The sequence below is a fragment of the Knoellia sp. B-D-2 genome, from assembly GCF_057714695.1.
Map to the genome: position 1 here is coordinate 1,429,957 of NZ_CM173189.1, position 23,572 is coordinate 1,453,528.

Here is a 23,572-nt window from a genome sequence, read left to right on the forward strand (position 1 = left end):
CCCGCGACAGGGCCCCGCGAGGCAGAACGACCTATTGCGCATTGGTGCACCGGATCCCGGACGGCGAACGTCCGCGGGAGGGGTGCACCAATGCGCAATAAGTCGGCTCGGAGCCGGGGCCCCGGGGTTACCAGTCGTGGCCGTGGGTGAGGAGGGCCGACTCCATCTCGAAGCGCTCGCTGCGGGACAAGAAGCCACGACCCTCGCGCACGGGGATCTCGACGCTGCGGCAGTAGTCCCGCAACGCCAGGTCGTAGGCCAGGGTGCTGGCGGCCAGCCGTTCGGCCTTCCACGGCTGGTTGCCGTCCTCGACCTCCCGCACGTGCTCGGCCAGCCGGGCCAGCTCCAGCGCGAGGAGCACGGGAGGCAGTGGCTCCTTCTTCGGTCGCTCCCGCACGGCGACGACCACCGACGTCAGGGCGCAGAACATCACCAGCGCGACCATGCCGAGGGTGACGACCATCCTGCTCACCTCGGGACCATTCTCCCGCGACTCGTCGTCGTGCTCAATGCCTCGTCGTGCCGGGCGAGCACGACTTATTGCGCATTTGTGCACCGGATCCGGGACGGCGAACGTCCGCTGGAAGGGTGCACAAATGCGCAATAAGTCGTTTGGGGCGGCGGGCGGCTACTTCTTCAGGTCGTAGCGGTCGAGGTCCATCACCTTGGCCCACGCGGCGACGAAGTCGCGCACGAACTTCTCCTGGGCGTCGTCGGAGGCGTAGGCCTCGGCGACGGCGCGCAGCTCGGAGTTCGAGCCGAAGACGAGATCGGCGCGGGTGCCCGTCCACGTCTGGCCCTGAGCACCGGTGCCCACGTAGGTGTCCGTGTCGGACTCCGGCGTCCACGTCGTCCCCAGGTCGAGCAGGTTGACGAAGAAGTCGTTGGACAGGGTGCCGACGCGGTCGGTGAGGACCCCCGCGGTCGAGCCGCCACTGTTCGCGCCGAGGACCCGCAGGCCGCCGACGAGGACGGTCATCTCCGGCGAGGAGAGGCCGAGGAGGTTGGCGCGGTCGACGAGGAGGTACTCCGCCGGGAGCGTGTTGTCGCGACGTTCGTAGTTGCGGAACCCGTCGGCGGTCGGCTCGAGCCACGCGAAGGACTCGACGTCGGTCTGCTCCTGCGTCGCGTCGCCGCGGCCGGGGCTGAACGGCACCTCGACCTCGACACCGGCGGCGCGAGCGGCCTGCTCGACACCGACGTTGCCGGCGAGGACGACGAGGTCGGCGAACGAGACGTTGACGTCGGCAGCGATGCCCTCGAGCGTCTGGACGATCGCCGTGAGCTCGGCCGGGTCGTTGACGTCCCAGCTGCGCTGCGGCTCGAGGCGGATGCGCCCACCGTTGGCGCCGCCGCGCTTGTCCGACGTGCGGTGGCTGCCGGCGGCGGCCCACGCGGTCCGGACGAGCTGGCTCACGGACAGGTCGGACTCGGCGAGCCTGGCCTTGGCCGCGGCGATGTCGTCCGCCGTGGTGCCGAGCTCGTTCGCCGGGATCGGGTCCTGCCAGAGGAGCTCCTCCTCCGGGACCTCGGGGCCGAGGTAGCGGTCGACCGGGCCCATGTCGCGGTGGGTGAGCTTGTACCAGGCCCGAGCGAACGCGTCCGCGAACTCCTCGGGGTTGTCGTGGAACCGCTTGGAGATCGGGCCGTAGATCGGGTCGACGCGCAGGGCGATGTCGGAGGTGAGCATCCGCGGCTCGCGCTTGCTGTCGCCGAACGCCTCGGGGACGAGGCCGTCGCCGGCTCCGTTCTTCGGCTTCCACTGGCTCGCACCGGCCGGGGACTTCGTGAGCTCCCAGTCGTAGGCGAAGAGGATGTGGAAGAACTCGTTGTCCCAGCGGGTCGGGTGGTAGGTCCACGTGACCTCGAGCCCACTGGTGATCGTGTCGAGGCCCTTGCCGGTGTTGAAGTCGCTGATCCAGCCGAGGCCGTTGTTCTCGATCGGCGCGGCCTCCGGCTCGGGGCCGACGTGGGCGCCGGGGTCACCGGCTCCGTGCGTCTTGCCGAACGTGTGGCCACCTGCGATGAGCGCGACGGTCTCCTCGTCGTCCATCGCCATGCGGCCGAAGGTGTCGCGGATGTCGATCGCCGACAGCAGCGGGTCCGGGTTGGCGTTGGGGCCCTCAGGGTTGACGTAGATGAGGCCCATCTGGACCGCGGCGAGCGGGTTCTCGAGCTTGCGGTCACCGGTGTAGCGGTCGTCGCCGAGCCACTCGTTCTCCGGGCCCCAGTAGACGTCGGCGTCGGGCTCCCACGCGTCCACGCGGCCGCCAGCGAAGCCGAAGGTCTTGAAGCCCATGGACTCGAGCGAGACGTTGCCGGCGAGGATCATGAGGTCGGCCCAGGAGAGGGACGCGCCGTACTTCTTCTTGACCGGCCACAGCAGGCGGCGGGCCTTGTCGAGGTTGCCGTTGTCGGGCCAGGAGTTGAGGGGGGCGAAGCGCTGCTGGCCGGTGCCGCCGCCGCCCCGGCCGTCCTGCACGCGGTAGGTGCCGGCGCTGTGCCACGCCATCCGGATCATGAACGGGCCGTAGTGGCCGAAGTCCGCGGGCCACCAGTCCTGCGAGGTGGTGAGGAGCTCCGCGATGTCCTGCTTGACCTCGGCGAGGTTGAGGGCCTGGAACGCCTCGGCGTAGACGAAGTCCGCACCGAGCGGGTTCACGACCGGCTGGTTCTTGGCGAGGATCTTGAGGTTGAGCCGGTTCGGCCACCAGACGCGGTTCGAGTCACCCTGGGTGGGGTGCGCCGCGGCGCCGTGCATGACCGGGCAGCCGCCGACCCCGGCGGCCTCCTCAGGGGTGGAGACGTCCGCAGGGGTGGTCGGCGCCTCCTGGTTCATCTCCTTGACCTCGGCCTCGTCGGGCATGTTGTCGTTGACGGTCATCGGCGTCCTTCCGCTGTGGTGCTGTCGGTGTCAGTGCTGGTCGTGGGGGTGGTGCTGGTGGTCGTGGGTGAGGTCCGGCAGGTCTCGCAGAGGCCCCAGTAGATGACCTCGGCCTCGTCGACGGCGAAGCCGTCCGGGTCCGAGGCGTGCAGGCAGGGTGCCTCGCCGACGGCGCAGGCGACGTCGGTGATCGAACCGCACTGTCGGCACACGGCGTGGTGGTGGTTGTCGCCCGCCTGGAGCTCGTAGCGCGCGACCGAGCCGGTGGGCTGGATCCGCCGCACGAGACCCGCGTCGGTGAGCGCGCCGAGGCAGTCGTAGACGGCCTGGTGGGAGACGGACGTATGCCGTCCGCGCACCGTCTGGATGACCGTCGCCGTGTCCGCGTGCGGGCTCTCGTGCAGCGCGTGGAGGACAGCGACCCGGGGCCGCGTGACGCGGAGGTGGGCCTCTCGCAGCAGGCCCTCGACGTCCGGAATCACCCGCCCAGCGTCTCCCCTTTTCTGGAACGTGTCAAGAAAGATGACCCGTTTGGACTATTCCTCAGGGGCTGAGGTCGAGGACGGTCTCGCGACGGCCACGGCGCACGAGGTAGCCGTGCCAGAGGAGGCGTGCGGCGGTGGACCGGTGGGGTCGCCACCGCTCCCCGATGGCCTCGAGTGCCCTCTGGTCGGGGACCTCCGCGAGGCCAAGCCGCTCGGCCACGGCGACCTGGGGCGCGCGGTCACCGACCGGCCAGACGTCGGGACGGTCGAGGCAGGCGAGGAGGTAGGCCTCGGCGGTCCAGCGGCCGATGCCCGGGAGCACGACGAGGGCCGCGGCCACCTCGACGTCAGGCAGGGTGACGAGCCGGTCCAGGTCCAGTTCACCGTCGGCGACGGCCGTGGCGAGCGCGCGCAGGTAGCGGTCCTTCTGCCGCGAGACGCCGTCGGCGCGCAGCTCCTCGGCGGTCGTGGCGAGGACCGCCGCAGGCGACATCGCCCCGGTCCGTGCCCGGATCCGCGCGTAGGTCGCGGCCGCCGAGGCGAGCGAGACCTGCTGCTCGAGGATGAGGAGCACGAGGCTGGGGAAGCCAGGAGGCCTGGACCACCGCTCCGGCGTGCCGTGGTCGGCCAGCTCGGCGGCGAGGTGCTCGTCCGTGGCGGCCACCGTGGTGACGTGGCGGTGCCAGTCGTCCGGGTGCACGGTGCTCAGGGGGTGAGGTCGACGGCCTGCGCCGCCCACTCCCAGATGCGGCGACGCTCGTCGGAGGTCGGTCTGGTCTTCGGCAGGAAGGACGTCGGGCGCTCGCGGCGGTCCATCCACAGGCCGCCACCGCGGGGGCGCGGCTGGGACGCGATGAGCCAGGTCGTCGTGTCGGCGCCGGTGTCGACGTTGCGCAGGACCGGGCCCATGACCTTGTCGAACGCGGGGAGGGAGTCGGTGACGCCGGGGGTCGCGGCCCAGCCCGGGTGCATCGCGTAGACGGAGATGCCGTCCTTGGCCCAGCGGGTGGTGAGGAGCGGGAGCAGCTCCACCTGGGTGCGCTTGCTGCGGGCGTAGGCGGTCGACCCGGAGTACTTGCCGTGCGTGTAGTCGGGGTCGTCGACGGGGAGCTTCTGCGTGTACATACCCCCCGAGGTGACGAAGACGACGCGGGCGTCGCGTCCCTTCATGGCGGGGCGGAGCAGCTCGGTGAGCAGGACCGGGCCGAGGACGTGGATCGACATCGAGAGCTCGTGGCCCTGCGGGGACTCGGAGCGCTCGGGCGGCATCGCGCCGGCGTTGTGGACGAGGCCGTCGAGCGGCGGGCCGTCGGCGACAATCCTTGCGGCACAGTCCCGGACGCTGTCGAGGTCGCCGATGTCGCACTTCCACGTGGTCGACGCACCCCGCAGCTCGGCGGCGATGTCAGCCGCCTTGTCGGTGTTGCGGACGATGAGGTGGACGTGGGCGCCGAGGTCACTCAGCTGCCGGGCGGTGGCGGTGCCGAGGCCCGAGGTCGCACCGGTGACGGCGATGTGGCGGCCGGCGAGGGCGCCGATGGCGGGGTCCGCGGGCCACGTCGGGAGGCGACGGCGGACGGCATACCCGATCTTCGAGAAGCCGGGCACGACGCTCCGGTCGAGCGCGGTGTCGAGGGCACGGGCGAAGGGGCTGACGGTCATGGCCCGACCCTACGTGCGCCCGCTGGGAGGTTGCCGGTGCTCCTAGGCTGGCCGCATGAGCGAGACGAGCGGGGCCGGATCCGGCACGACTGCACCCATCGAGCTGGGGCTCGACACGTTCGGCGACATCGCCCTCGGCCCGGACGGCTCGCCGCTGCCCGCGGCGAGGGTGATCCGTGAGGTGCTCGCGGAGGGGCAGCTCGCCGACCGGCTGGGCCTGGACTTCTTCGGCGTCGGGGAGCACCACCGGCCGGACTACGCGGTGTCGGCGCCAGACACCGTGCTGGCGGGCCTGGCCACGACGACCACGCGCATCCGGCTCGGCACGTCGGTCACCGTGCTGTCGTCGGACGACCCGATCCGGGTCTTCCAGCGCTTCTCGACCGTCGACGCCCTCTCCAACGGGCGGGCCGAGATCACCGTCGGGCGAGGGTCGTTCGTCGAGTCGTTCCCGCTCTTCGGGCTGTCGCTGGACGACTACGAGGCGCTGTTCAGCGAGAAGCTCGACCTGCTCGCCGAGGTGCTGAAGGAGAAGCCGTTCGAGTGGTCCGGGACGATCCGGCCGCCGGTGTCGGCGGGTCCGGTGATGCCGCCGACCGAGTCCGGCCACCTGCGAACCTGGGTCGGCGTCGGCGGGACGCCGCAGTCGGTGGTGCGGGCGGCGCAGTACGGCTTCCCGGTCGTCATCGCGATCATCGGCGGTCAGAGCGCGGCGTTCGAGCCGCTGGCCGACCTCTACCGGCGGGCGTGCGCGCAGTTCGGGCACGAGGGCCTGCCGATCGGGGTGCACTCCCCGGGCCACGTCGCGGCGACCGACGAGCAGGCGGTCGAGGAGTACCTGCCGCACTTCCTCCACCAGATGCGCAAGATCGGCGGCGAGCGCGGGTGGGCGCCGATGTCGGAGGCGGCCGCGCGGGCGCAGATGTCGCCGGAGGGTGCGGTGTACTGCGGGTCGCCGGAGACGGTGGCGCGCAAGGTCGCCGCGACGATGCAGGTGCTCGGGGCGTGGCGCTTCCAGTTCAAGTACTCCAACGGCCAACTCCCGCACGACCTGCGGATGGAGTCGATCCGGCTCTTCGCCGACGAGGTCGCACCGCGCGTGCGCGAGCTCCTCGGCCCCGCGATGGACACCTGACTCTGGGAGGGCCCGCGTTTTCGTGGGTTATGGGGCGTGGGCCTCGGTGCTTTGGTGAACCCGCAGGGGTTCGCCACGAACCTCTCCTTCTCGGGAGGAACCATCATGAGCACAACGCTTTTTCGGCGACTGGGCGCGGGTGTCACGGCACTTGCTGCGTCGGCAGCCCTGGGGGTCGTCGCACCCACGTCCGCAGAGGCCGCCAGCACGTTCCCGTCGTGCACGAAGGCGATCTCCGGCAAGAAGGCCACGGGCCACTGCTCACCACGGGCCAACGGTGACTCGTTCCTCTTCAAGGTCTCCGTCCAGTGCCGGTGGTGGACCCTTACGCAGGGCTGGAACACCACCATGCGCTACTCCGGGTACGCGGGACCGGGTCAGACGACATCGATCTCCTGCAAGACCAACGAGTCGGCGATCTGGGTCGGGATCATCGTCACGGGGTAGCCGATCCGAGCCTGGTCGCGCGGACGGTTGTCATCCCTCGCTCACACTCCTGATCCCTCGACGGCGAGGTGTGGCAGCGTGGAGGGGTGAAGCCGTCCGCTCGCGTCCTCGACCTCTTCGCGGTGCCCGACGACGTCCGTCCGGTGCCGGGCGGGCGTGGCTACAGCGTCGTCGCCGGTGACCTCGTCCTGTCGCCGGGGCGGGACGCCGCGACCAGCGCGTGGCTCAACCCGATCCTCGCCCCGCTCGCCGTCGAGCTCGACCACGAGCGGCCGCGCTCGCTGCGCATCGCCATGCCGATCCCGACCCGCGACCTCACGTGGGTCGTGGACGGCTGGAGTGCCACCCGTTTCGAGCCGAACGCCCGGCAGTGCCGCGACCTCGACGTGCTCGTCGCCACGGGCCGCCTGCTCCACGCCCGGCTGGCGTCGCGCGTCACCGCGCCACCGCCGGGGATCGAGAGCCGCACCGACCGGTGGGCGCGGGCCGCGCAGGTGGCGTTCGGGGAGAGCCAGCCGACCGGCATACCCAACGTCCTCGTGCCGATGGCCACGCGCATCATGGCGGCCCTCGACGACACGGCGTTCGGACCGAACCAGCTCGTCCACGGCGACCTCGCCGGCAACGTCCTGCTCGACGCCGACGGCGTCCCGCTCGTCATCGACGTCTCGGCGTACTGGCGGCCGGTGCTGTGGGCCGAAGCGGTGACCGTCCTCGACGCCGTCGTGTCGCTCGGCGCCGACGGGGCCGCGCTGCGCGAGTGGGCGAAGGGTGAGCGGCGGCAGGCCATGCTGCGCGCGGCGCTCTTCCTGCTGCTCAGCGACGAGCGCTCCCTCGTCGACGACTACGAGCGCGTGCTCATCCCCGCACTCAGGTCAGGGCGTCGAGGTCGGTCAGGAAGTCACTGACGGCGGCCGCGACCAGCCGGCCGTGGGTGAACGGGACCATGTGGGCGCCCGCGGAGAGCGTGACCGCTCGGCTTCCCGGGCCACCCTCGGCGGCGACCGCGACGGCCCAGTCGGCCGGGGAGATGTGGTCGTGCGGGCCGCGGATGACGAGCACCGGAGCAGTGACGGGGCGCAGCGTCTCGAGGATGGAGTCCTGCCGCGCGGCCTCCATCGACCGGACCATCGCCGGGAGGGTGCTGCGGGCGTACTGGCGCACCAGCGTCGGCACCTGACGCTTCGGCTCGCGCCACGACGTCGGGAGCCAGCGCTTCACCAGTCGCGGCCAGGTCGCGGCCCGCACGTCCGTGCTCGGCCCGACGAGGACGAGGCCGGCCACCCGTGACGGGTCGAGCGCGGCGACGTGGGCGGCGACCTGGGACCCGGCCGAGTGCCCGAGCACGAGGAACCGCGGGACGCCCGCGGGCACCCGGGCGAGGATGCCTGCTGCCAGGGCGCGGGGGCTGAGGTCCTGCCCGTTCGGTGCCGGTTCGCCGTAGCCCGGACTCACCCGCACGTATGCCGTCCCGCCGCCGGTGAGGTACCCCAGCGTGGGTCGCCACGACTCGGGGCCGAGTCCCAGTCCGGGAAGGGCCAGCAGGGCGGAGGGTGGGTGCACCCGGTCACGGTAGCCGCGACCCTTGCGCAGGACCGCCCGCGGGTTCCCTCCGCCCTCGGTCGGGGCGTCAGGCAGCGTGGGCGTGCAGGTAGGCGTCGGCGGCGTCCCAGTCCCGCCAGTTCTGCGCGTCCTGCCAGTCGAACGCGTCGTGCCACGCCAGGAGGCGATCCGCCTCGTCGAGGTCATCGGCCGCGGCGCCCAGCCACGGGTCCGGACCGCCGGTGTCGAGCCGAGCGCGCCGTCGTTGCCGCTCTCGACGCTCTTGGGTGAGGCGGTGCGGGAGCTCGCGGTCGTAGCTGCCGTGGGTGAGGTCCCACGTGACCGATCGACCGTGCTCGTCGGGTGGATGGACCGTCGCGATGAGGCGCTGGTCGTGGACCTGGGTGTGGTGGCGCTGGCAGAGGAGCGCAGCGTTGGACAGGTCCGACCGACCGCCGTCGGCCCAGTGGACGATGTGGTGCGCCTTGGCCCAGTCCGGTGGTGCGGTGCACCCTACCCAGGTGCAGCCGGTGTCGCGGTGCCAGAGGGCGCGGCGCTGGCCTCGGGTGACGAGGCGCACGGCCCGGCCGAGATCGAGGACCTCGCCGTCCGAGCCGAGGACGACCGGGATGACGTCGGCGTCGCACGCGAGCTGGCGCATCGTGGCCGGGCTGAGGAGGGTGCCCGCGGCGACCGACCCGATGGTCGTGCCGCACCCGTTCGCGGTGGAGCCGGGCTCGTCGCCGACCAGTCGCATGAGGCCTTCGAGGGTCATCCGGACGTGCAGCGCCGTGGGCGCCGCAGCCGGGGCGCGGCCATCGGCGTCCGTCGCGGCGTGGCCCGCGCAGATCGCGGCGAGGGCCTCGGCGCGACGCTGCCCGACCGGGCGGAGGTCGCGTTCCCCGGTGACGGCATTGGGAGCCGGAGCGGACAGCGGTCCGAGGGCGGCCTCGAGGATGGCGCTCTGCTCCGGCGTCAGGAACATCGAGTAGCCGGTGAGGTCACCCTCGAGGATGCGAGGGCTCGACAGGTGCGCCCCCGCCCGCAGGCGACGCTGCCTGTCGTCGAACTCGCCGTCGGCGCCGTGGGCGGCCAGGAGCCGGGGACGGATCTTCTTGGCCTGCGCGATCCCCCACTCGACGCCGAGGTCGAGGATCGCCTTGGTCACCGTGGGCACGGCCTCGGGCCGGAGGAGGTCGACCATCCGCCGGACCTCGGACAGCGCGGTGAGGGCGAGCGGGATGCCAACCTCTCCGGTGACGACCCGGGCCCAGACGATGCCCTCGGGACGCTCCGGGTCGGCATACGCCCCGGCGAAGGGGCCGGTCGTGGACCACTGGCCTCCGGGTGTGGCGTGGGCGACGTCCTGGGCGAACGAGGCCAGCTGCCCCGCGCCTCCCTGGCGCAGGGACGGAGCGTGCTCGCGGACCCAGTCGTGGGCCGAACCCACGCCGCGGCGGGCCGACGCGAACTCACCGCGGTGCGCGGCTTCGGTCGTGATGACGACCTGACACGCCGAGGCCTCGGCCTTCACCGCGTCCACGAGGCCCATGGCCTCGGCGAGCTCGACGCCGGTCAGGGTGGGGAGGACGTCACGGAGCTGGACGAGCGCCGCGCGTGCCGTCTCGAGCGAGCCGCGGGGGCTGCTCGGGTCGGTGTCGACGACGTCGTCCATACGCTCCATGATAGTCGAACGCAAGTTCGAGGGTCAAGAGTTCTCCACAGGTTGTTTCGGGCGAGTTCCACTGTGGCGCAACAGCATTCACGGATCCTGAGTGATCGGCGAACGCCGTCGAAACGTCCGGTGGCACGCGGCCACCGGACGTCCCGACCCCCGCTCACTTGCCCTTCGTCCGACCCCTCACGACGACACCCGGCTCGAGACGGCCACTGCCGTGGCCGGCCTCGGCGAGCGCCCTGGGGTGCGCCAGGGGGAGGTACTGGCCGAAGCGCACCGTCGCCGTCTCGTCCTTGCCGACCTCGATGCCGCTGATCTCGCCCTCGACCATGAGGGCGGGGGCGGCGAAGCTCTGGAGGACGTCCGCCGGCAGCGCGAGCAGCCCGAAGGTCGCCCCCGTGATGGTGATGTGGCCCTGGCCGTCGCGCAGCCCGTGACCCGACCAGCTCTGCGCGAACAGGCCGGAGAACGCCTCGTCGAGCGACTGCGTGGCGACCTCGCCGGTGGCCTCGACGCCACGGTTGACGTGGAACATGCGGGCCACCGAGACGCTGCGGCCGCCTTCCTCGGGGTCGAGGTGGAGGTTGGTCTTCGCACCGGGACCGATGAGCGGCAGGCTGTCGACGGCATACGAGAAGCGCACGGTCGCACGCCCGGGTCCGCTGTCGACCTCGGCGCCGTCCTCGTCGAGCTCGGCCCACTGACCGAGGACGACGTCGAGGCCGGCGTGCTCGGCGCGGATGCCGACGCGGTGGAGCAGCTCGAGCCCGTGGTGGGTGAGGCGCTTGGCCGCATCGTCGCCGAGACGGTAGGTGCCGTCGTCGTCGCGCTCGACGTCGCTCCACTTCCGGCGTTCGTCGTCGTATGCCGTGAGTCGCTCGGCGTTGCGCGCGCGGATCGCGCCGCTCGCGGCGAAGACCTCGACCTGGCCGCGGTCGCTGCCGACGGCGTACCCGTGCGGCACCTGCGCGGTGCCCTTGAGGTCGATGTCGAGGGCCTCGGCGACGGCGCGGGTCGTCTCGCGATGCTCCTTGAGGCACGGCGGGGTGTGGCTGACCACCGGTGCGGTGGAAGGGATGTCGGGCAGGTCGACCTTGAAGTCGACGTCCCGGAGTGACAGTGGCATGGCTTCGCTCCTCAGCAGGTGCCGCGAGCGGTCATGAACGACCGTCCGCTCACGGGGTCGGTGGTCTCGGCGGCCCGGAGCCGCTCGTTGTAGGTCGGTGCGTCGGGGGTCTGCGCGCGCAGGTACGCCCACTGGACATTGCTGCCCTCGACGATCTCGTTGGCCTCGGCCCAGGCCTCGCGCAGCGGGATGTCCACGCGGAACAGCCAGCTGCCGGACCAGTAGTAGAGCCACGCGGCATACATGGCGAACCACGTACCGCGCGAGTTCTGTCCGCCGCCCGAGTAGCTGCTGTTGTGGAAGCCGAGCATGTAGTGCAGGCGCTGGAACGCGGGGATCCAGCGGCCGACGGAGTTGCCCGACGAGTGGTGGAGGAGGTCGCACGCGTGCGTGGCGAAGACCTCGAGGTCGTTCTTGCCGAAGTCGACTGCCTCGCTCGTCGTGACGTCGCCGCCCCAGACGAGGAACCCGTCGGTCCACCCGTGCGAGCTCATCTGCATCGCGTCGACGGTGTCGGAGCGCTGCGTGACGTTGGTGGTGGTGACGAAGTCGGACTGCTTGACGTCGCTCTCACCGTGGTTCTGGGTCCAGTCGAACTCGGCCAGCCCGCCGAGCGTCGACGCGAAGCCCTCGGCTTCGAGTCGGCGGCCGTCGATGCCGTCCTTGATCCACCAGGACCCCACGTACTTGGCCATGTTGGTTCCCCTGACTGTGTCGTGCCACCTCGGTGGTGGCTACAGGGGAGAGGAGGAGCAGGTGTGCCGGCCAGATACGTTCTTGGGGACGGCATCTGCGTCTGCCCGCATCAGAGTGCGAGGGCCGGCCCATGCTCCGGAGCGTGAACTGGACGTGTCGGTGGTTTCATCGACGCATGCGCATCTTCTTCACGGGCGGCAGCGGCAAGGCCGGAAAGCACGTCGCGTCGCACCTGGCCGACTGCGGTCATCAGGTCACCAACGCCGACCTCGTTCCCCTGAGGAACCCAGCCGTGGCTGATCTGAAGGTCGATCTCACGGACACCGGCGAGACGTACTCGGCGATGGCTGGTCTGGCCCGCATGCAGGAGCTGGAGCTGGCTGAGAAGCCCGCGTACGACGCTGTCGTGCACTTCGCCGCCGTGCCGGCGATCCTGCTCACGTCGGACGCCAAGACCTACTCGACCAACGTGCTCAGTACCTACAACGTCCTCGAAGCCGCAACGCGGCTGGGCGTCCGAAAGATCGTGTTCGCGTCCTCGGAGACGACCTACGGGATCTGCTTCGCCCAGGGCGAGAGGCGACCCCAGTACCTGCCTTTGGACGAGGGACACCCGACGGTCCCCGAGGACTCCTACGCCATGTCCAAGGTGGCCAACGAGGTGACGGCACGCTCCTTCCAGGTCCGCACCGGTGCCGACGTGTACGGGCTCCGGATCAACAACGTCATCGAGCCGCACGAGTACGCCGAGATGTTCCCGGCCTTCCTCGCGGACTCGTCGCTGAGACGACGCAACATCTTCGCCTACATCGACACACGCGACCTCGGCCAGATGGTGCAGCGGTGCCTCGAGGTCGACGGGCTCGGCTACGAGGTCTTCAACGTTGCCAACGCGGACATGTCCGTCGCTGACACGACCGACGAGATCCGGGACCGCTTCTACGACGGGGTGAAGGTGAGTCGCCAGATGGGACCGGACGAGACCTTCTACTCCATCGACAAAGCGCGGGATCTCCTCGGCTATGCACCCCAGCACTCGTGGCGCGACGTCCTGTCGGATCCCAGAACGGGCACCTGAAGGGTCCCGATGCAAGCGGTCATCCAGGACAGGTACGGCCCGCCGGACGTCCTCCGGTTGGGCGAACTGCCGGAGCCCGTCCCCGCCGACGACGAGATTCTGCTGCGAGTGCGTGCGGTCTCCTTGAACGGCTCGGACCGCGAGAACCTCCTGGGAAGTCCGGCGTACGCGCGATGGTCCAACGGGCTGCGCCGCCCGCGGCACCCGGTGCCGGGATCCGACGTCGCTGGCGTCGTCGCGGCGGTGGGCAGTGCGGTGACGGAGTATGCCGTGGGAGACGAGCTGTTCGGCGAACTGGCCGGATACCGGGGCGGGCTTGCCGAGCTCGTCTGCACGCGACCCCACCTGTTGGCCCGCAAGCCTGGCGGGCTGTCGTTCGCGGTGGCCTCGACGATCCCGCAGGCGGGCGGCATCGCGCGCAGGGCGACCGCCGATGTCCGGCCGGGAGATCGGGTTCTGGTCAACGGCGCGGGCGGCGCCGGCGGTGTGTTCGTTGTCGCGCTGGCCAAGCATGCCGGCGCGGAGGTCACGGCGGTCGACAGAGCCGACAAGGGAGACTTCCTGCGCGAGATCGGGGCCGACCGCACGATCGACTTCACCACCGAGGACTGGGCCGACGAACGCGACCGCTACGACCTGATCGTGGATCTCGTCGCCCATCGCTCGCCGTTCCGCGTGCACCGCGCTCTGCGGCGCGGCGGCAGGTACGCGATGGTCGGCGGCCCGGCCAGGATCCTGCTGGGGACCGCGGTCGCCGGCCCCATGGTGGGGCTTGCCACGGGAAAGAGAGTCGGCGTGCTGGTGGTCCCCCAGTCGCGAGCCGAGCTCGAGGCGGTGACCGCACTCGTCGCCCAGGGCGTCGTCACGCCGCGGATCGACCACGTGTACCCACTGCGTGATGCACCCGCAGCATTCGCCCGACTCGTCGCCGGCGAGAGCCGAGGCAAGCTCGTGCTCGAACTACCCACCGGCTGACAGCAGGCGGAACTCCCTGTTGCGTCCGCGGCCAGCGGTGGCGCCGGTTTCGTCGCGTCCGGCAGCCCGACCCCCGATGGATGATGGGTCTCGTGCCCCGGGAACGCGAGATCACCGAACCTGTCGACCTCACGCTGGCGAACGGCCGGCTCAACCCCGACGCCGTGGGCTGGACACGCACCCCGCTGCACCGCACCGACGGCGTCGGTCGCGGCCGGGTCGGCTGGGGCCGCAACAAGCGCTGGGAGTACTGGGCGGTCACGTCTGAGACGCACGTCGCCGCACTCGTGGTGTCCGACATCGGGTATGCCGCGGTGCCGTCACTGTTCGTCCTCGACCGGCGCTCGGGCGCGCAGATCGCGGTGGACGCGATCTCGCCCTTCGGCCGTGGCACGACCCCGCCGGGCACCCTCGACCGGGGCTCGGCCCGTGCGCGCACGAAGAGCCTGTCCATCGACATCGACCCCAGGCCCGACGGCACGCGGCTGCGCGCCCACTCCGAGCGCGTCGACCTCGACGTCATCGCCCACCTCGAGCCCGGACATGAACGGCTCGGCGTCGTGGTGCCGTGGAGCGACCGGCTCTTCCAATACACGGTCAAGGACCCGGCCCGCCCGGCGGTGGGCCGGCTGACCGTGGATGGCACGTCGTTTGCGATGCCCGACGGAGCCTCGTGGGCGACCCTGGACCACGGCCGCGGGCGCTGGCCGTATGCCATCTCCTGGAACTGGGGCTCCGGCTCGGGCACGGTCGAGGGGCGCACCATCGGCCTCCAGCTCGGCGGCAGGTGGACCGATGGAACCGGGTCCACCGAGAACGCCGTCGTCGTGGACGGGCGGCTCACCAAGATCAGTGACGACCTTCGGTGGGAGTACTCCCCGGAGGACTGGATGGCACCGTGGCGAATCGAGGGAGGGCCAGTGGCGCTGACCTTCCATCCCGAGCACCTCCGCCGGTCGGTCACCCAGCTCGGCGTCCTGGCCTCGCGCACGCAGCAGTGCTTCGGCACGTGAAAGGGGCGCGTCGGCGAGGTGGTCGTGGACAGGCTGTTCGGGTGGGTCGAGGACGTTCACCAGCGCTGGTGATCATCGTGGTGTCGCTCGCCGCCTCACGGGTCGAGACCTCCTCACCCGCACGCCGCCCCCGGGCGAGGCCGTGGCTGCTGCACTCAGCTCCTGGCACTGACATGACCCAGGGCTCCCGCCAGGCGTCGTTGGAACCGATCCCGATGGCACGGCCACTGCGCAGGCGTCCCTTCAGGGAGACTCACTGCATGGCCGACTGGATGGCGCCGTGCACGGCGTCGGATCAAGCCCGCTCCACGTGGGACGGATAGTCAGGTGGATGTTCGCGTCGGGCTGTGTGGGTGGACGGTCTCCCAGTCCTCCTACGTGCAGCGCTTTACCGTCGTCGAGGTGCAGCACACGTTCTACGAGCCCCCAGCGGACGCAGTGCTGACGCGTTGGCGGACGCAGGTGCCGGCCGGCTTCGAGTTCACGATGAAGGCGTGGCAGATCATCACCCACGAGTCCAACAGCCCCACCTACCGACGCATGAAGCAGCCGCTGCCGGACAGCGCACGCGGCCAGGTCGGGGCGTTCCGGACGACACCTCCGGTCCTGGCGGGCTGGCAGCGGACGCTCGAGTGTGCCCGGGTCCTGCAGGCCACTGCCGTGCTGCTGCAGTGCCCAAGAAGCTTTCGCCCGACGGCCGACAACGTCGCACGGTTACGCAGCTTCATGTCGCAGGTGGAGCGGCCAGCCGGGCGGCTGCTGTGGGAGCCCCGTGGTGACTGGGCCACGCCACTGCTCACGGAGCTCTGTGCCGAGCTGAATCTGGTGCACGTCGTGGACCCCATGCAGACCGAGACGGTGACGCCGGACCAGACCTACTACCGGTTGCACGGCACCACGGGCTCGCGGCACGTGCACACCGATGACGAGCTGCGCCGGCTGCGGGACCTGGTCGACGGCCGACCGTCGCCCTACGTCATGTTCAACAACCTCCCCCGCGTACGCGACGCAGAGCGGTTCATCGACCTGATCTCCCCCTAGCGCTGGCTCCGTCCTCAGCGGTCCCTCACCGGTGAGTGACGTGGGGAACGGACATGCGCCGTATGCCGCGGGGTCGGGTCCGCGGCATACGGCGTCCCTGGGGTGGCCGAGTCAGCGAGCCATGTAGCCACCGTCGATGTAGAGCTCGAGCCCGGTGACGAACGCGGAGTCGTCGCTCGCGAGGTAGGCGACACCCGCGGCGATGTCGGCTGGCTGACCGAGGTGGCCCATCGGGGTGAGCGCGGTCATGCCGTCCCAGATCTCGGTGCCCCTGGCCTGCTCGAGGATCGGGGTCTCGATGAAGCCGGGGTGGATGGAGTTGACCCGGATGCCCTCGGTGGCCCAATGGAGCGCGACGTTCTTGGTGAGGGTGCGAACCGCGCCCTTGGCTGCGTGGTAGGCGGGCGAGACCCCGAACCCACCGCTCGTGCCGAAGATCGAGCTGATGTTGATGATGGACGCGTGCTCGGACGCCTTGAGGTGGGGCGCGGCGATCTTCATGCCGAGGAAGACACCGGTCTGGTCGATCGCGACGGTGCGGTCCCACTCCGCCAGCGTCGTGTCCTCGATGGGCTTGATGTCACCCATGCCGGCGTTGTTGACGAGGATGTCGAGCCCGCCGAACTCCTCGACCGCCTTGGCCGTTGCGGCCTCCCAGTCCGCCTCGCTCGTCACGTCGTGCCTGAAGAAGGCTGCGCGGTGACCCGCGTCGACGAGCTCCTTCACCGTGGCCTCGCCCGCCTCGATCTGGATGTCGGTGACCAGGACGGCGGCGCCCTCGTCGGCGAGACGCTGCGCGGTGGCCTTGCCGATGCCACTGGCCGAGCCGGTGACGAGGGCGACGCGACCTTCGAGCCTGTTCATGCTGCACTCCTCTGTTGGTGATGGACCACTGCCAGTCAAGCCCGCGGACGTGACCCGGCACAGGGACCAACGGCCCCGGCGGGCCGGCAGGGTACGGCGGCGATGCGCGACACGGCATACGAAGGCGTACCAGTGGCCTCACATCGCGCGGGCGAGGGAGCGACGCAAGAGGAACGAGCCGAGGGCGAGCCACAACGCGGCCATCCCGGTGAGCACCCCCAGCTGCGGGAGGATGTCGAGCAGGGTCCCGCCGTGCCGCTGAATCTCGGCGAACGCCTCGTAGCCCCAGGCGTGCGGCGTGAGGAAGGCGACCGGACGGAGCGAGTCGGGGAAGAGCTCCAGGGGGATCATGCAGCCACCGAGTGCGGCGAGGACGAGGCCCCCACCGACGGCCAGCCCGCTCGCCAGGCCCTCGTTGTCGGCGACGACGCCGACGACCATCGACAGGCCAGCCGCAACAAGCCCGAAGACGAGCAGCAGGCCGAGCACCGCGGTGAGGTTCCCCCAGTTGACGCCGAAGAGCAGCCGCGACGCGAGCACGATGTAGGTGCCCTGGAAGAGCGCGATCGCCAGCCGCCCGAGCCCGAGCCCGAGGATCGTCTGGACCGAGCTCACCGGGCTGGCCATGACGCGCCGGATGACTCCGTCTCGCCGGGCCTGGATGAGGGCGGCCGCGCCGCTGAGGGTCGTGAGAAAGGTGAAGAGCAGCAGCTGGGTCGAGGCCCCGAGGTCGAACTGGCCGAGACCACCGAACTCCTGGGCGAGACCACTGGTGTCGCGCACCTGGGTCTCGGCGGGCCGGATGCTCGTGCCCGCCCGGTCGAGCGCCCTGCCGATGTCCCCGTCGACGCCGGCAGCGGTGGCCGCAGCCGCGAGCGCCCGCTCCTGACCCGAGCGGAGCGTGGCCGCGGCTGCGGCGGTCCGGACCACCTGGGCCGCCGCCTGCGCGTTGGACTGGCTGCCCGTCACCATCTCGAGCGCGGGGCCCTCGCCCGCGGCGAACGCCCGGTCGGCCTCCTGCGTGACGACGATCCCGACGTCGGCGCCGCCGCGGGCGACCCGCTGGCGCATGTCGTCGTCCCCGGTGACCGTGACGTCGGCGTCGACCCTCTCGAGCTGCGTGACGACCGCGGTGCGCAGAGCGGACTGGCCACCGACGACGGCCACCCTCGCGCTGGGGGCGTCCCCGCCGCCGAACGACGAACCGAGCACGGCCACGAGGACGAGCGGGAAGATGAAGACGAAGAAGATGTTGGAGCGGTCGGCGAGGAAGCGGCGCAGCTCCGCCTCGGCGATCGCGAGCACCGACCTCACAGGACGTCCTTCCGCTGGGGCAGCACCCACGCCAGGGCGAGGCACACCACGGTGAAGACGGCCATGGTCAGCGCGGTCGGGCCGAGGTCACCGACCCCACCGCCGCCGGCCGTGATGCCGAGACCGTTCGTGAACGCCTTGACCGGGTTGACGGACAGCAGCTGGCCCACCCACCCGGTGTTGGTGATGGGGAAGAACGCGCCACCACTCATGCCCAGCGACACGGCCACGATCGCTTGGGCGATGCCCGCCTGCTCCGCGGTCCGGGCGACCTTGGCGATGACGAACATGATCGAGGTCGTGGCCGCGACGACGAGCAGGACGAGCGCCCCGACGGCGACGGGAGAGCCGAAGTCGACGTCGTCGAAGAACGTCGCCCCCGCGAACAGCAGCACCGAGGTCGCGAGGATCCCGAGGACGAAGCTGACGATGCCCTTGGCCAGCACGATGAGCCACGGCCTCATCGGCATCGAGAGGAGGCGGCCCAGGGTGCCCTGACCGCGTTCGGTCACGAGCGCCAGCACGCCGAAACCCACGGTGAAGAGCAGGAACATCCCGCTCTGCCCGGCGACGATGCTCTCGCCCAGGCCGAGCTGCTCGGTCGCCGTCCGACCCTCGGTCCACGTCACCTGCGGGGCCTCGGTGGCGACAGCCTGCGCCACGGCACCGAGCTGGGCCGGGGGTACGCCCAGGCCCTGTGCTGCCACGGCCGCCCGGGTGCCGGCGGTCAGCTGGGCGAGAACACCGTCGACGATCGCGGTGACGACGCTCCCGGCGATGCCCGAGTCGTCACCCCTGACGATCTCGACCTCGGGGCCCCTGCCGCCGGTCAGGGCGGCGGTGAAGTCGGCGGGCACGACGACGCCGAGACCCGCGGTCCCGTCGTCGACGAGACCCCTGACCTCCCCGGGACCCGCCTCGCGCAGGGTGATCCGGAGCTCACCCTCGCTGTCCGAACCGAGCACCTGCGGCAGCACCGCCGCCAGCTGGTCGCCCTCGGGCACGGAGACCGCGACGGTGATGGGTTGCAGCCCCTCGTCGGCGACACCGGACAGGACGAGGTTCATGACGAACATCAGCGCGAGCGGCACCAGCACCGCGAAGACGAGGACCGAGAAGTCCCGCACCCGCTGCTTGAGGTCCGAGAGCACCATCGTGAGGACCCGCCCCATGTCAGTCCCTCAGCGCCTTGCCGGTGAGGTGCAGGAACACCGACTCGAGGTCGGGCCGGCTGATCTCCACGTCGGAGAGCGTCATGCCGGCCCCGGTGGCCGCGTTGACGATCAAGGCGATCGCGGTGGGCGCCCCCCGCACGGTGAGATCCAACCCGTGGGCGTCGCGATGGACGCTCGCCACAGCCGGTATGCCGGCCACGGCACCTTCCGCTGCGGCCAGGTCGCCGCTGCCCGAGAGATGGACCCGGTCGGCGTCACCGGTGAGCAAGATGAGCTCGTCGCGGGTGCCCTCGGCCTGCTCGCGGCCCGAGTCGAGGATGAGGATCCGGTCGCAGAGCCGCTCGGCCTCCTCCATGTAGTGCGTCGTGTAGAGGACGGCCATGCCCTCGCCCGACAGCGCCTCGACCGACTCGAGGATGGCGTTGCGGGACTGCGGGTCGACCCCGACGGTGGGCTCGTCGAGGATGAGCAGGTCCGGCTGGTGGAGCAGCCCGATCCCGATGTTGAGGCGGCGCTTCATGCCGCCGCTGAACTTCTTGCTCTGCTCCTTGGCCCGGTCACCGAGGCCGACGAGGTCGAGCACCTCGGCCACGCGGTCGCGCAGCGCCCGGCCGTGCATCCCTTGGAGCTTCCCGAAGAACAGGAGGTTGTCCCGCGCGGACAGCTCCGGGTAGATCGCGAGGTCCTGCGGGACGAGGCCGATGTGGCGCTTGGCCGCCACCGACGAGCGCCCCATCGGGACGCCGGCGACGGTGACCGTGCCCTCATCGGGCTGCAGCAACCCCGCGATCATCGAGATCACGGTCGTCTTCCCGGCGCCGTTGGGCCCGAGCAGCCCGAAGGTCTCGCCGGGCATGATCCGCAGCGACACCCCGTCGACCGCTCGCAGCGACCCGAACGAGCGGGCCAGCCCCTCCACGACGAGCACCGCGTCCACCGATCCGGTGGCGGAACCTCCTCGCGCGCCCGCGTTCTGCGCCTCTGTCCCCACAGTCGTCGGCATGTCTCCACGCTAGGCCTCCTGCGCGTACCCGGCGGGTCGATCCGGTGAACCCGACGGTGCACGACGCCCGTCCGGGTGCGCCGCGCTCTCCGAGCTAGACACCGTTCTCCTCGTGGAGCTCGTCCGCCATCGCGGTCACGATCACGGCGAACTCCCTGCCGAAGTCGGTGATCGTCAGGTCGTCCCCGCGACGGACCCAGATGCCGGTGTCGTCGAAAATGGCGACGCAGCGGGTGACGTCGTAGGTGGCGATGTCCCGCCAGATCTCCTCGAGCTCCGGGTCGTCGGACGCCCGTTCCGTGAAAGGGCTTGCACGCCACCGAGCCTCACGGACCTCGGCGAGGTCGACCTCCCCGTCCGGCGCAATCATCGCGGGCACGAGGATCGAGGCCAGCACGTCCACGTGCACGCTCCCGAAGCGGCCCACCAGCGCCGTGACAAGAGTGAGCCCCAGCATCAACGCCTCCCCGTCGGCCTCGGGCTCGACGTCACGACCACGCGTGGCCGTCGTGGAGGTCACCTTGATGAGGTCGGCCGCGACGGCAGACCACCAGAGTCGATCCAAGGGAAGGCACTCGCCGGCGCGAGTGATCTCGGCAGCCCGCGCGGCGGCATACTCGGCCTTGTCCTCGGCACTGAGACTGCGGCGTGCGGAACGGACTCCGACGGCCATCAGGTAGCGCCTGTCCCACGTCGCGAGGTCGAGCTCGACATAGGCCTGGCGTGCGACGGCCGGTTTCAGCACCCCGATCCGGGTCACCGGCCTCCCCGCGCCCAGCCAGTCGACGAGCCGGCTCACCCGTCGCGCGAAACCGGACGCGCGCGCCTCCTGTGCAGCCACGGCGGGGATGCCGCGCCGGTAGTGCGGATAGACGCTCGCCCGGTCGTCGTCGTCCAGACCACCCAGGCCCGTCGAGTGAATCCTGGCCGTGGCGGTGGCGCCTGGCGCCGACTTGGGGCTCGCGTCCGGCATGAGGCGAAACCGCTCCTCGGTCGGCAGATCGTTCCACGCTGTCATGACGCGGTCCAGTCGTCCCTGCAGCTCCTCCTTCGTTCCGGCACCCTCCAGACTGATGCCGATCGACTCGCCGAAGTCCTGCAGGACCCGTCCTTGGGACCAGTTCGACCGGTCCTGCGCTGCCTCGGCCATCCGCGGCAGCGCCCGGCGCAGCTCCTTCACGAGGTCGGCGGGGGCGGCCGAGGCGCTGGTCATGCGGCCAGTGCCTCGCAGGAACCGCCAGTAGGTGTCGAGAGTGTCCCGCAGCGTCGTCGCGTCCGGCAGCTCGGCGGGACCGTTCGCCGGCCAACGGTGGAGGACGAGGTTGGTGGCTGACCCCTCCGGCCACGCCTGCGGCGAGCGATCGTCATAGGCCGACACGAGGTCGAGGACCGTCTCGAGCAGATCGGCGTCGAGCGGCCGTTTCCTGGCCTCGGCCCATCGGGTGGCGTGGGTGACGAGGAGCGCGTGCTCGGAGCCGTTCACAGGTTCAAGTGTGCCCGTCGACCGCGGGTTGGCGCGATGACGACCCACGTCGGCTGGAGCCTTGCCTCATGCACAGGGCGTACCCTCCGAGGAAGCGGGACCCTTCTGGTCCCCTCACCTAGGAGCCGGTCATGTCCGACAAATCTCCACGCCACTCGCTCTCCAAGAAGTCCGGCAAGTCGATCAAGGAGAAGCGCGCCGACAAGAAGGCCAAGTCGGACGGCTCGGCGACCTCCGGCATCGAGACCACGCTCCACGGGAAGAAGCGCTGATTTGGACCCCCTGCTCACCGTCGCCGTCCTCGCTCACTCCCGCAAGGAGAACGAGCACCGGCTCCCGATCCACCCGGAGCACCTCGCCAGGATTGATGACGACCTCCGGTCGCAGATCTTCGTCGAGCAGGGGTACGGACTTCCCTTCGGGATGTCCGACGAGGCCGTCGCCGACCTCATCGGCGGCGTCCGGACCCGGGACGAGCTGATCGCCGACTGCGATGTCGTCCTGCTCCCCAAGGTCCAGGCCGAGGACCTCGCCGACCTGCGTGACGGGCAGATCGTCTGGGGCTGGCCGCACTGCGTCCAGGATGCCGCGCTCACCCAGCAGGCCGTCGACCGGCGACAGACGCTCATTGCGTTCGAGGCAATGAACCACTGGGCCCGCGACGGCAGCTTCCTGCTGCACGTGTTCCACATGAACAACGAGCTCGCCGGCTACTGCTCAGTGCTGCAGGCGCTCGAGCTCATCGGGTCGACCGGCAGCTACGGACGGAAACTGCGCGCGGTCGTCATCGGCTTCGGCGCGACGGCCCGCGGCGCCGTGACGGCCCTGAGCGCGCTTGGCATCGCCGACGTCCGCGTCCTCACCAACCGCAAGGTGGCCGCGGTGGCTTCCCCGATCCACTCGGTCGAGATCGTCCACCTCGACCACCACGACGAGGACCCGTCGCTGACGATGGTCGTCACCAACGAGGGGCGCGTCCCCTTGGCCGACTACCTCGCCGACAACGACATCGTCGTCAACTGCGTGCTCCAGGACACCGAGGCGCCGTGGACCTTCCTCACCGAGGACGACCTGCCACAGTTCCGCCCGGGCAGCCTCATCGTCGACGTCTCGTGCGACGAGGGCATGGGCTTCAGCTGGGCCAAGCCGACGACCTTCGAGGACCCGACCTTCGTCGTGGGCGACAACATCACCTACTACGCCGTCGACCACACCCCGTCCTACCTGTGGAACTCCGCGACCTGGGAGATCAGCTCGGCGCTGCTCCCCCATCTGCGCACCGTGCTCGGCGGCCCGGACGCCTGGAAGGACGAGCCGACGATCGCGCGCGCCATCGAGATCCAGGACGGCGAGATCAAGAACGCCAACATCCTGTCGTTCCAAGGTCGTGAGGCGACCTACCCGCACGTCGCCCGCGGGGACGTCGCCAGCGCGTAGCCGGCTGACGTTCTGCACGATGTCCGGGTGAGCGACCTCCCGGTGATGGACCACTGCCTGCTGCTGCTTCGCGGCATCCGGGTACTGCACGAGCGCGGGCTCGAACGCACCCGGATCGTCTCGGGCTCCCTCCCTCTGGGATGTACTGGCGACTGACCGTCGTCGCGAGCGACGACGTCGATGCGGGCGACCGGCTCGGCAAGGGGATCCGCACCGGCGCGACCACGGTGTCGTGGACGTCCGGGGCCAGTCCCGAGTTCGGCGGCAGCATCATGACCTCGCGCACGACCCCTGACGAGGTCGCCGACGTGGTGCTCACGCACCTGCCCGAGGCGACCCTGCGAGGTGACGACTCGGCATACACGCGGTGGTATGCCGGCCTGCTCGCCGAGTGCGAACGCGTCCCCACCGTGCCCGTCGCCTTCTCGGACTCGTGGACGCCCCATGGCTGGCAGGTGGGCTTCGGTGGACCCGACCACCCCTCGCCGCCGCCTCCCCCTCGCGCCTCCTGAGCCCCCGATAGGCTCGAACCAC

25 protein-coding genes are annotated in these 23,572 nt (G+C 70.8%); 11 read left to right on the forward strand and 14 right to left on the reverse strand.

Features of this window, described 5'->3' with window-relative positions; translation table 11 throughout:
• Positions 1 to 127: 127 nt before the first annotated feature.
• The 5 genes from AC3EU2_RS06880 to AC3EU2_RS06900 all read right to left on the reverse strand — a co-directional run bounded on the left by AC3EU2_RS06880 (position 128) and on the right by AC3EU2_RS06900 (position 5,031).
• Positions 128 to 472 (reverse strand): hypothetical protein, encoded by a 345-nt coding sequence (locus tag AC3EU2_RS06880; protein WP_488178971.1) that lies wholly within the window; start codon positions 470 to 472, stop codon positions 128 to 130.
• A 156-nt stretch (positions 473 to 628) separates the two neighbouring features.
• Complete coding sequence (gene katG / locus AC3EU2_RS06885) at positions 629 to 2,884, reverse strand: catalase/peroxidase HPI (protein ID WP_488178972.1); 2,256 nt, start codon at positions 2,882 to 2,884, stop codon at positions 629 to 631.
• Positions 2,881 to 3,366, reverse strand: a complete 486-nt coding sequence (locus AC3EU2_RS06890; RefSeq protein WP_488178973.1) for a Fur family transcriptional regulator — start codon at positions 3,364 to 3,366, stop codon at positions 2,881 to 2,883. The genes katG and AC3EU2_RS06890 overlap by 4 nt, the downstream gene beginning before the upstream one ends.
• A gap of 61 nt (positions 3,367 to 3,427) precedes the next feature.
• Positions 3,428 to 4,069, reverse strand: coding sequence for a DNA-3-methyladenine glycosylase family protein (locus tag AC3EU2_RS06895; protein ID WP_488178974.1), 642 nt, complete (start codon positions 4,067 to 4,069; stop codon positions 3,428 to 3,430).
• Between the two features lie 5 nt (positions 4,070 to 4,074).
• Positions 4,075 to 5,031 carry an SDR family NAD(P)-dependent oxidoreductase gene (locus tag AC3EU2_RS06900; RefSeq protein WP_488178975.1) on the reverse strand — a complete coding sequence of 319 codons (957 nt, stop codon included), beginning with the start codon at positions 5,029 to 5,031 and terminating at the stop codon, positions 4,075 to 4,077.
• A 55-nt stretch (positions 5,032 to 5,086) separates the two neighbouring features.
• Between AC3EU2_RS06900 and AC3EU2_RS06905 the strand changes: the two genes are divergently transcribed.
• The 3 genes from AC3EU2_RS06905 to AC3EU2_RS06915 all read left to right on the forward strand — a co-directional run bounded on the left by AC3EU2_RS06905 (position 5,087) and on the right by AC3EU2_RS06915 (position 7,521).
• Positions 5,087 to 6,166, forward strand: a complete 1,080-nt coding sequence (locus AC3EU2_RS06905) for an LLM class flavin-dependent oxidoreductase (protein ID WP_488178976.1) — start codon at positions 5,087 to 5,089, stop codon at positions 6,164 to 6,166.
• Between the two features lie 105 nt (positions 6,167 to 6,271).
• The gene (locus tag AC3EU2_RS06910; protein ID WP_488178977.1) at positions 6,272 to 6,613 is read left to right on the forward strand and encodes a hypothetical protein; all 342 of its coding nucleotides are present in this window, start codon (positions 6,272 to 6,274) and stop codon (positions 6,611 to 6,613) included.
• A gap of 86 nt (positions 6,614 to 6,699) precedes the next feature.
• The gene (locus tag AC3EU2_RS06915; RefSeq protein ID WP_488178978.1) at positions 6,700 to 7,521 is read left to right on the forward strand and encodes an aminoglycoside phosphotransferase; all 822 of its coding nucleotides are present in this window, start codon (positions 6,700 to 6,702) and stop codon (positions 7,519 to 7,521) included.
• Here the strand turns inward: AC3EU2_RS06915 and AC3EU2_RS06920 are convergent.
• The 4 genes from AC3EU2_RS06920 to AC3EU2_RS06935 form a co-directional block, all read right to left on the reverse strand.
• Complete coding sequence (locus AC3EU2_RS06920) at positions 7,484 to 8,176, reverse strand: alpha/beta fold hydrolase (protein WP_488178979.1); 693 nt, start codon at positions 8,174 to 8,176, stop codon at positions 7,484 to 7,486. The genes AC3EU2_RS06915 and AC3EU2_RS06920 overlap by 38 nt on opposite strands.
• Positions 8,177 to 8,243: 67 nt before the next feature.
• Positions 8,244 to 9,830, reverse strand: coding sequence for an HNH endonuclease signature motif containing protein (locus AC3EU2_RS06925; RefSeq protein WP_488178980.1), 1,587 nt, complete (start codon positions 9,828 to 9,830; stop codon positions 8,244 to 8,246).
• Between the two features lie 163 nt (positions 9,831 to 9,993).
• The gene (locus tag AC3EU2_RS06930; RefSeq protein WP_488178981.1) at positions 9,994 to 10,959 is read right to left on the reverse strand and encodes a hypothetical protein; all 966 of its coding nucleotides are present in this window, start codon (positions 10,957 to 10,959) and stop codon (positions 9,994 to 9,996) included.
• 11 nt (positions 10,960 to 10,970) lie between these two features.
• Positions 10,971 to 11,654: a DUF6345 domain-containing protein gene (locus tag AC3EU2_RS06935; protein WP_488178982.1), complete on the reverse strand. Its 684-nt coding sequence runs from the start codon at positions 11,652 to 11,654 to the stop codon at positions 10,971 to 10,973.
• 176 nt (positions 11,655 to 11,830) lie between these two features.
• On the opposite strand from AC3EU2_RS06935, the gene AC3EU2_RS06940 reads away from it, so the two are divergent.
• From AC3EU2_RS06940 to AC3EU2_RS06955, 4 genes are all read left to right on the forward strand, one after another.
• A complete protein-coding gene (locus tag AC3EU2_RS06940) occupies positions 11,831 to 12,733 on the forward strand; it encodes an NAD-dependent epimerase/dehydratase family protein (protein WP_488178983.1) in 903 nt (300 codons plus the stop codon).
• Between the two features lie 9 nt (positions 12,734 to 12,742).
• On the forward strand, positions 12,743 to 13,708 hold the full coding sequence (locus AC3EU2_RS06945; RefSeq protein ID WP_488178984.1) for an NAD(P)-dependent alcohol dehydrogenase: 966 nt from the start codon (positions 12,743 to 12,745) through the stop codon (positions 13,706 to 13,708).
• A gap of 92 nt (positions 13,709 to 13,800) precedes the next feature.
• The gene (locus AC3EU2_RS06950; protein ID WP_488178985.1) at positions 13,801 to 14,721 is read left to right on the forward strand and encodes a DUF2804 domain-containing protein; all 921 of its coding nucleotides are present in this window, start codon (positions 13,801 to 13,803) and stop codon (positions 14,719 to 14,721) included.
• A gap of 327 nt (positions 14,722 to 15,048) precedes the next feature.
• Positions 15,049 to 15,762: a DUF72 domain-containing protein gene (locus AC3EU2_RS06955; protein ID WP_488178986.1), complete on the forward strand. Its 714-nt coding sequence runs from the start codon at positions 15,049 to 15,051 to the stop codon at positions 15,760 to 15,762.
• A gap of 111 nt (positions 15,763 to 15,873) precedes the next feature.
• On the opposite strand, the gene AC3EU2_RS06960 is transcribed toward AC3EU2_RS06955, so the two are convergent.
• The 5 genes from AC3EU2_RS06960 to AC3EU2_RS06980 all read right to left on the reverse strand — a co-directional run bounded on the left by AC3EU2_RS06960 (position 15,874) and on the right by AC3EU2_RS06980 (position 21,601).
• A complete protein-coding gene (locus tag AC3EU2_RS06960) occupies positions 15,874 to 16,626 on the reverse strand; it encodes an SDR family NAD(P)-dependent oxidoreductase (RefSeq protein WP_488178987.1) in 753 nt (250 codons plus the stop codon).
• Positions 16,627 to 16,764: 138 nt separating this feature from the next.
• Positions 16,765 to 17,940: an ABC transporter permease gene (locus AC3EU2_RS06965; RefSeq protein ID WP_488178988.1), complete on the reverse strand. Its 1,176-nt coding sequence runs from the start codon at positions 17,938 to 17,940 to the stop codon at positions 16,765 to 16,767.
• A complete protein-coding gene (locus tag AC3EU2_RS06970; RefSeq protein ID WP_488178989.1) occupies positions 17,937 to 19,112 on the reverse strand; it encodes an ABC transporter permease in 1,176 nt (391 codons plus the stop codon). The genes AC3EU2_RS06965 and AC3EU2_RS06970 overlap by 4 nt, the downstream gene beginning before the upstream one ends.
• 1 nt (position 19,113) lies before the next feature.
• A complete protein-coding gene (locus AC3EU2_RS06975; RefSeq protein WP_488178990.1) occupies positions 19,114 to 20,118 on the reverse strand; it encodes an ABC transporter ATP-binding protein in 1,005 nt (334 codons plus the stop codon).
• Between the two features lie 94 nt (positions 20,119 to 20,212).
• Complete coding sequence (locus tag AC3EU2_RS06980) at positions 20,213 to 21,601, reverse strand: hypothetical protein (protein WP_488178991.1); 1,389 nt, start codon at positions 21,599 to 21,601, stop codon at positions 20,213 to 20,215.
• A gap of 131 nt (positions 21,602 to 21,732) precedes the next feature.
• Here AC3EU2_RS06980 and AC3EU2_RS06985 point away from each other — a divergent pair, with 131 nt between their 5' ends.
• From AC3EU2_RS06985 to AC3EU2_RS07000, 4 genes are read left to right on the forward strand one after another with little or no spacing between them, the layout of a single operon-like run.
• Positions 21,733 to 21,873 (forward strand): hypothetical protein, encoded by a 141-nt coding sequence (locus AC3EU2_RS06985; RefSeq protein WP_488178992.1) that lies wholly within the window; start codon positions 21,733 to 21,735, stop codon positions 21,871 to 21,873.
• 1 nt (position 21,874) lies between these two features.
• Entirely contained in the window at positions 21,875 to 23,038 is a 1,164-nt protein-coding gene (locus tag AC3EU2_RS06990; RefSeq protein WP_488178993.1) for a N(5)-(carboxyethyl)ornithine synthase, read from the forward strand.
• A 27-nt stretch (positions 23,039 to 23,065) separates the two neighbouring features.
• On the forward strand, positions 23,066 to 23,194 hold the full coding sequence (locus tag AC3EU2_RS06995; RefSeq protein ID WP_488178994.1) for a hypothetical protein: 129 nt from the start codon (positions 23,066 to 23,068) through the stop codon (positions 23,192 to 23,194).
• Positions 23,179 to 23,550 carry a hypothetical protein gene (locus tag AC3EU2_RS07000; RefSeq protein ID WP_488178995.1) on the forward strand — a complete coding sequence of 124 codons (372 nt, stop codon included), beginning with the start codon at positions 23,179 to 23,181 and terminating at the stop codon, positions 23,548 to 23,550. The genes AC3EU2_RS06995 and AC3EU2_RS07000 overlap by 16 nt, the downstream gene beginning before the upstream one ends.
• Positions 23,551 to 23,572: the final 22 nt, after the last annotated feature.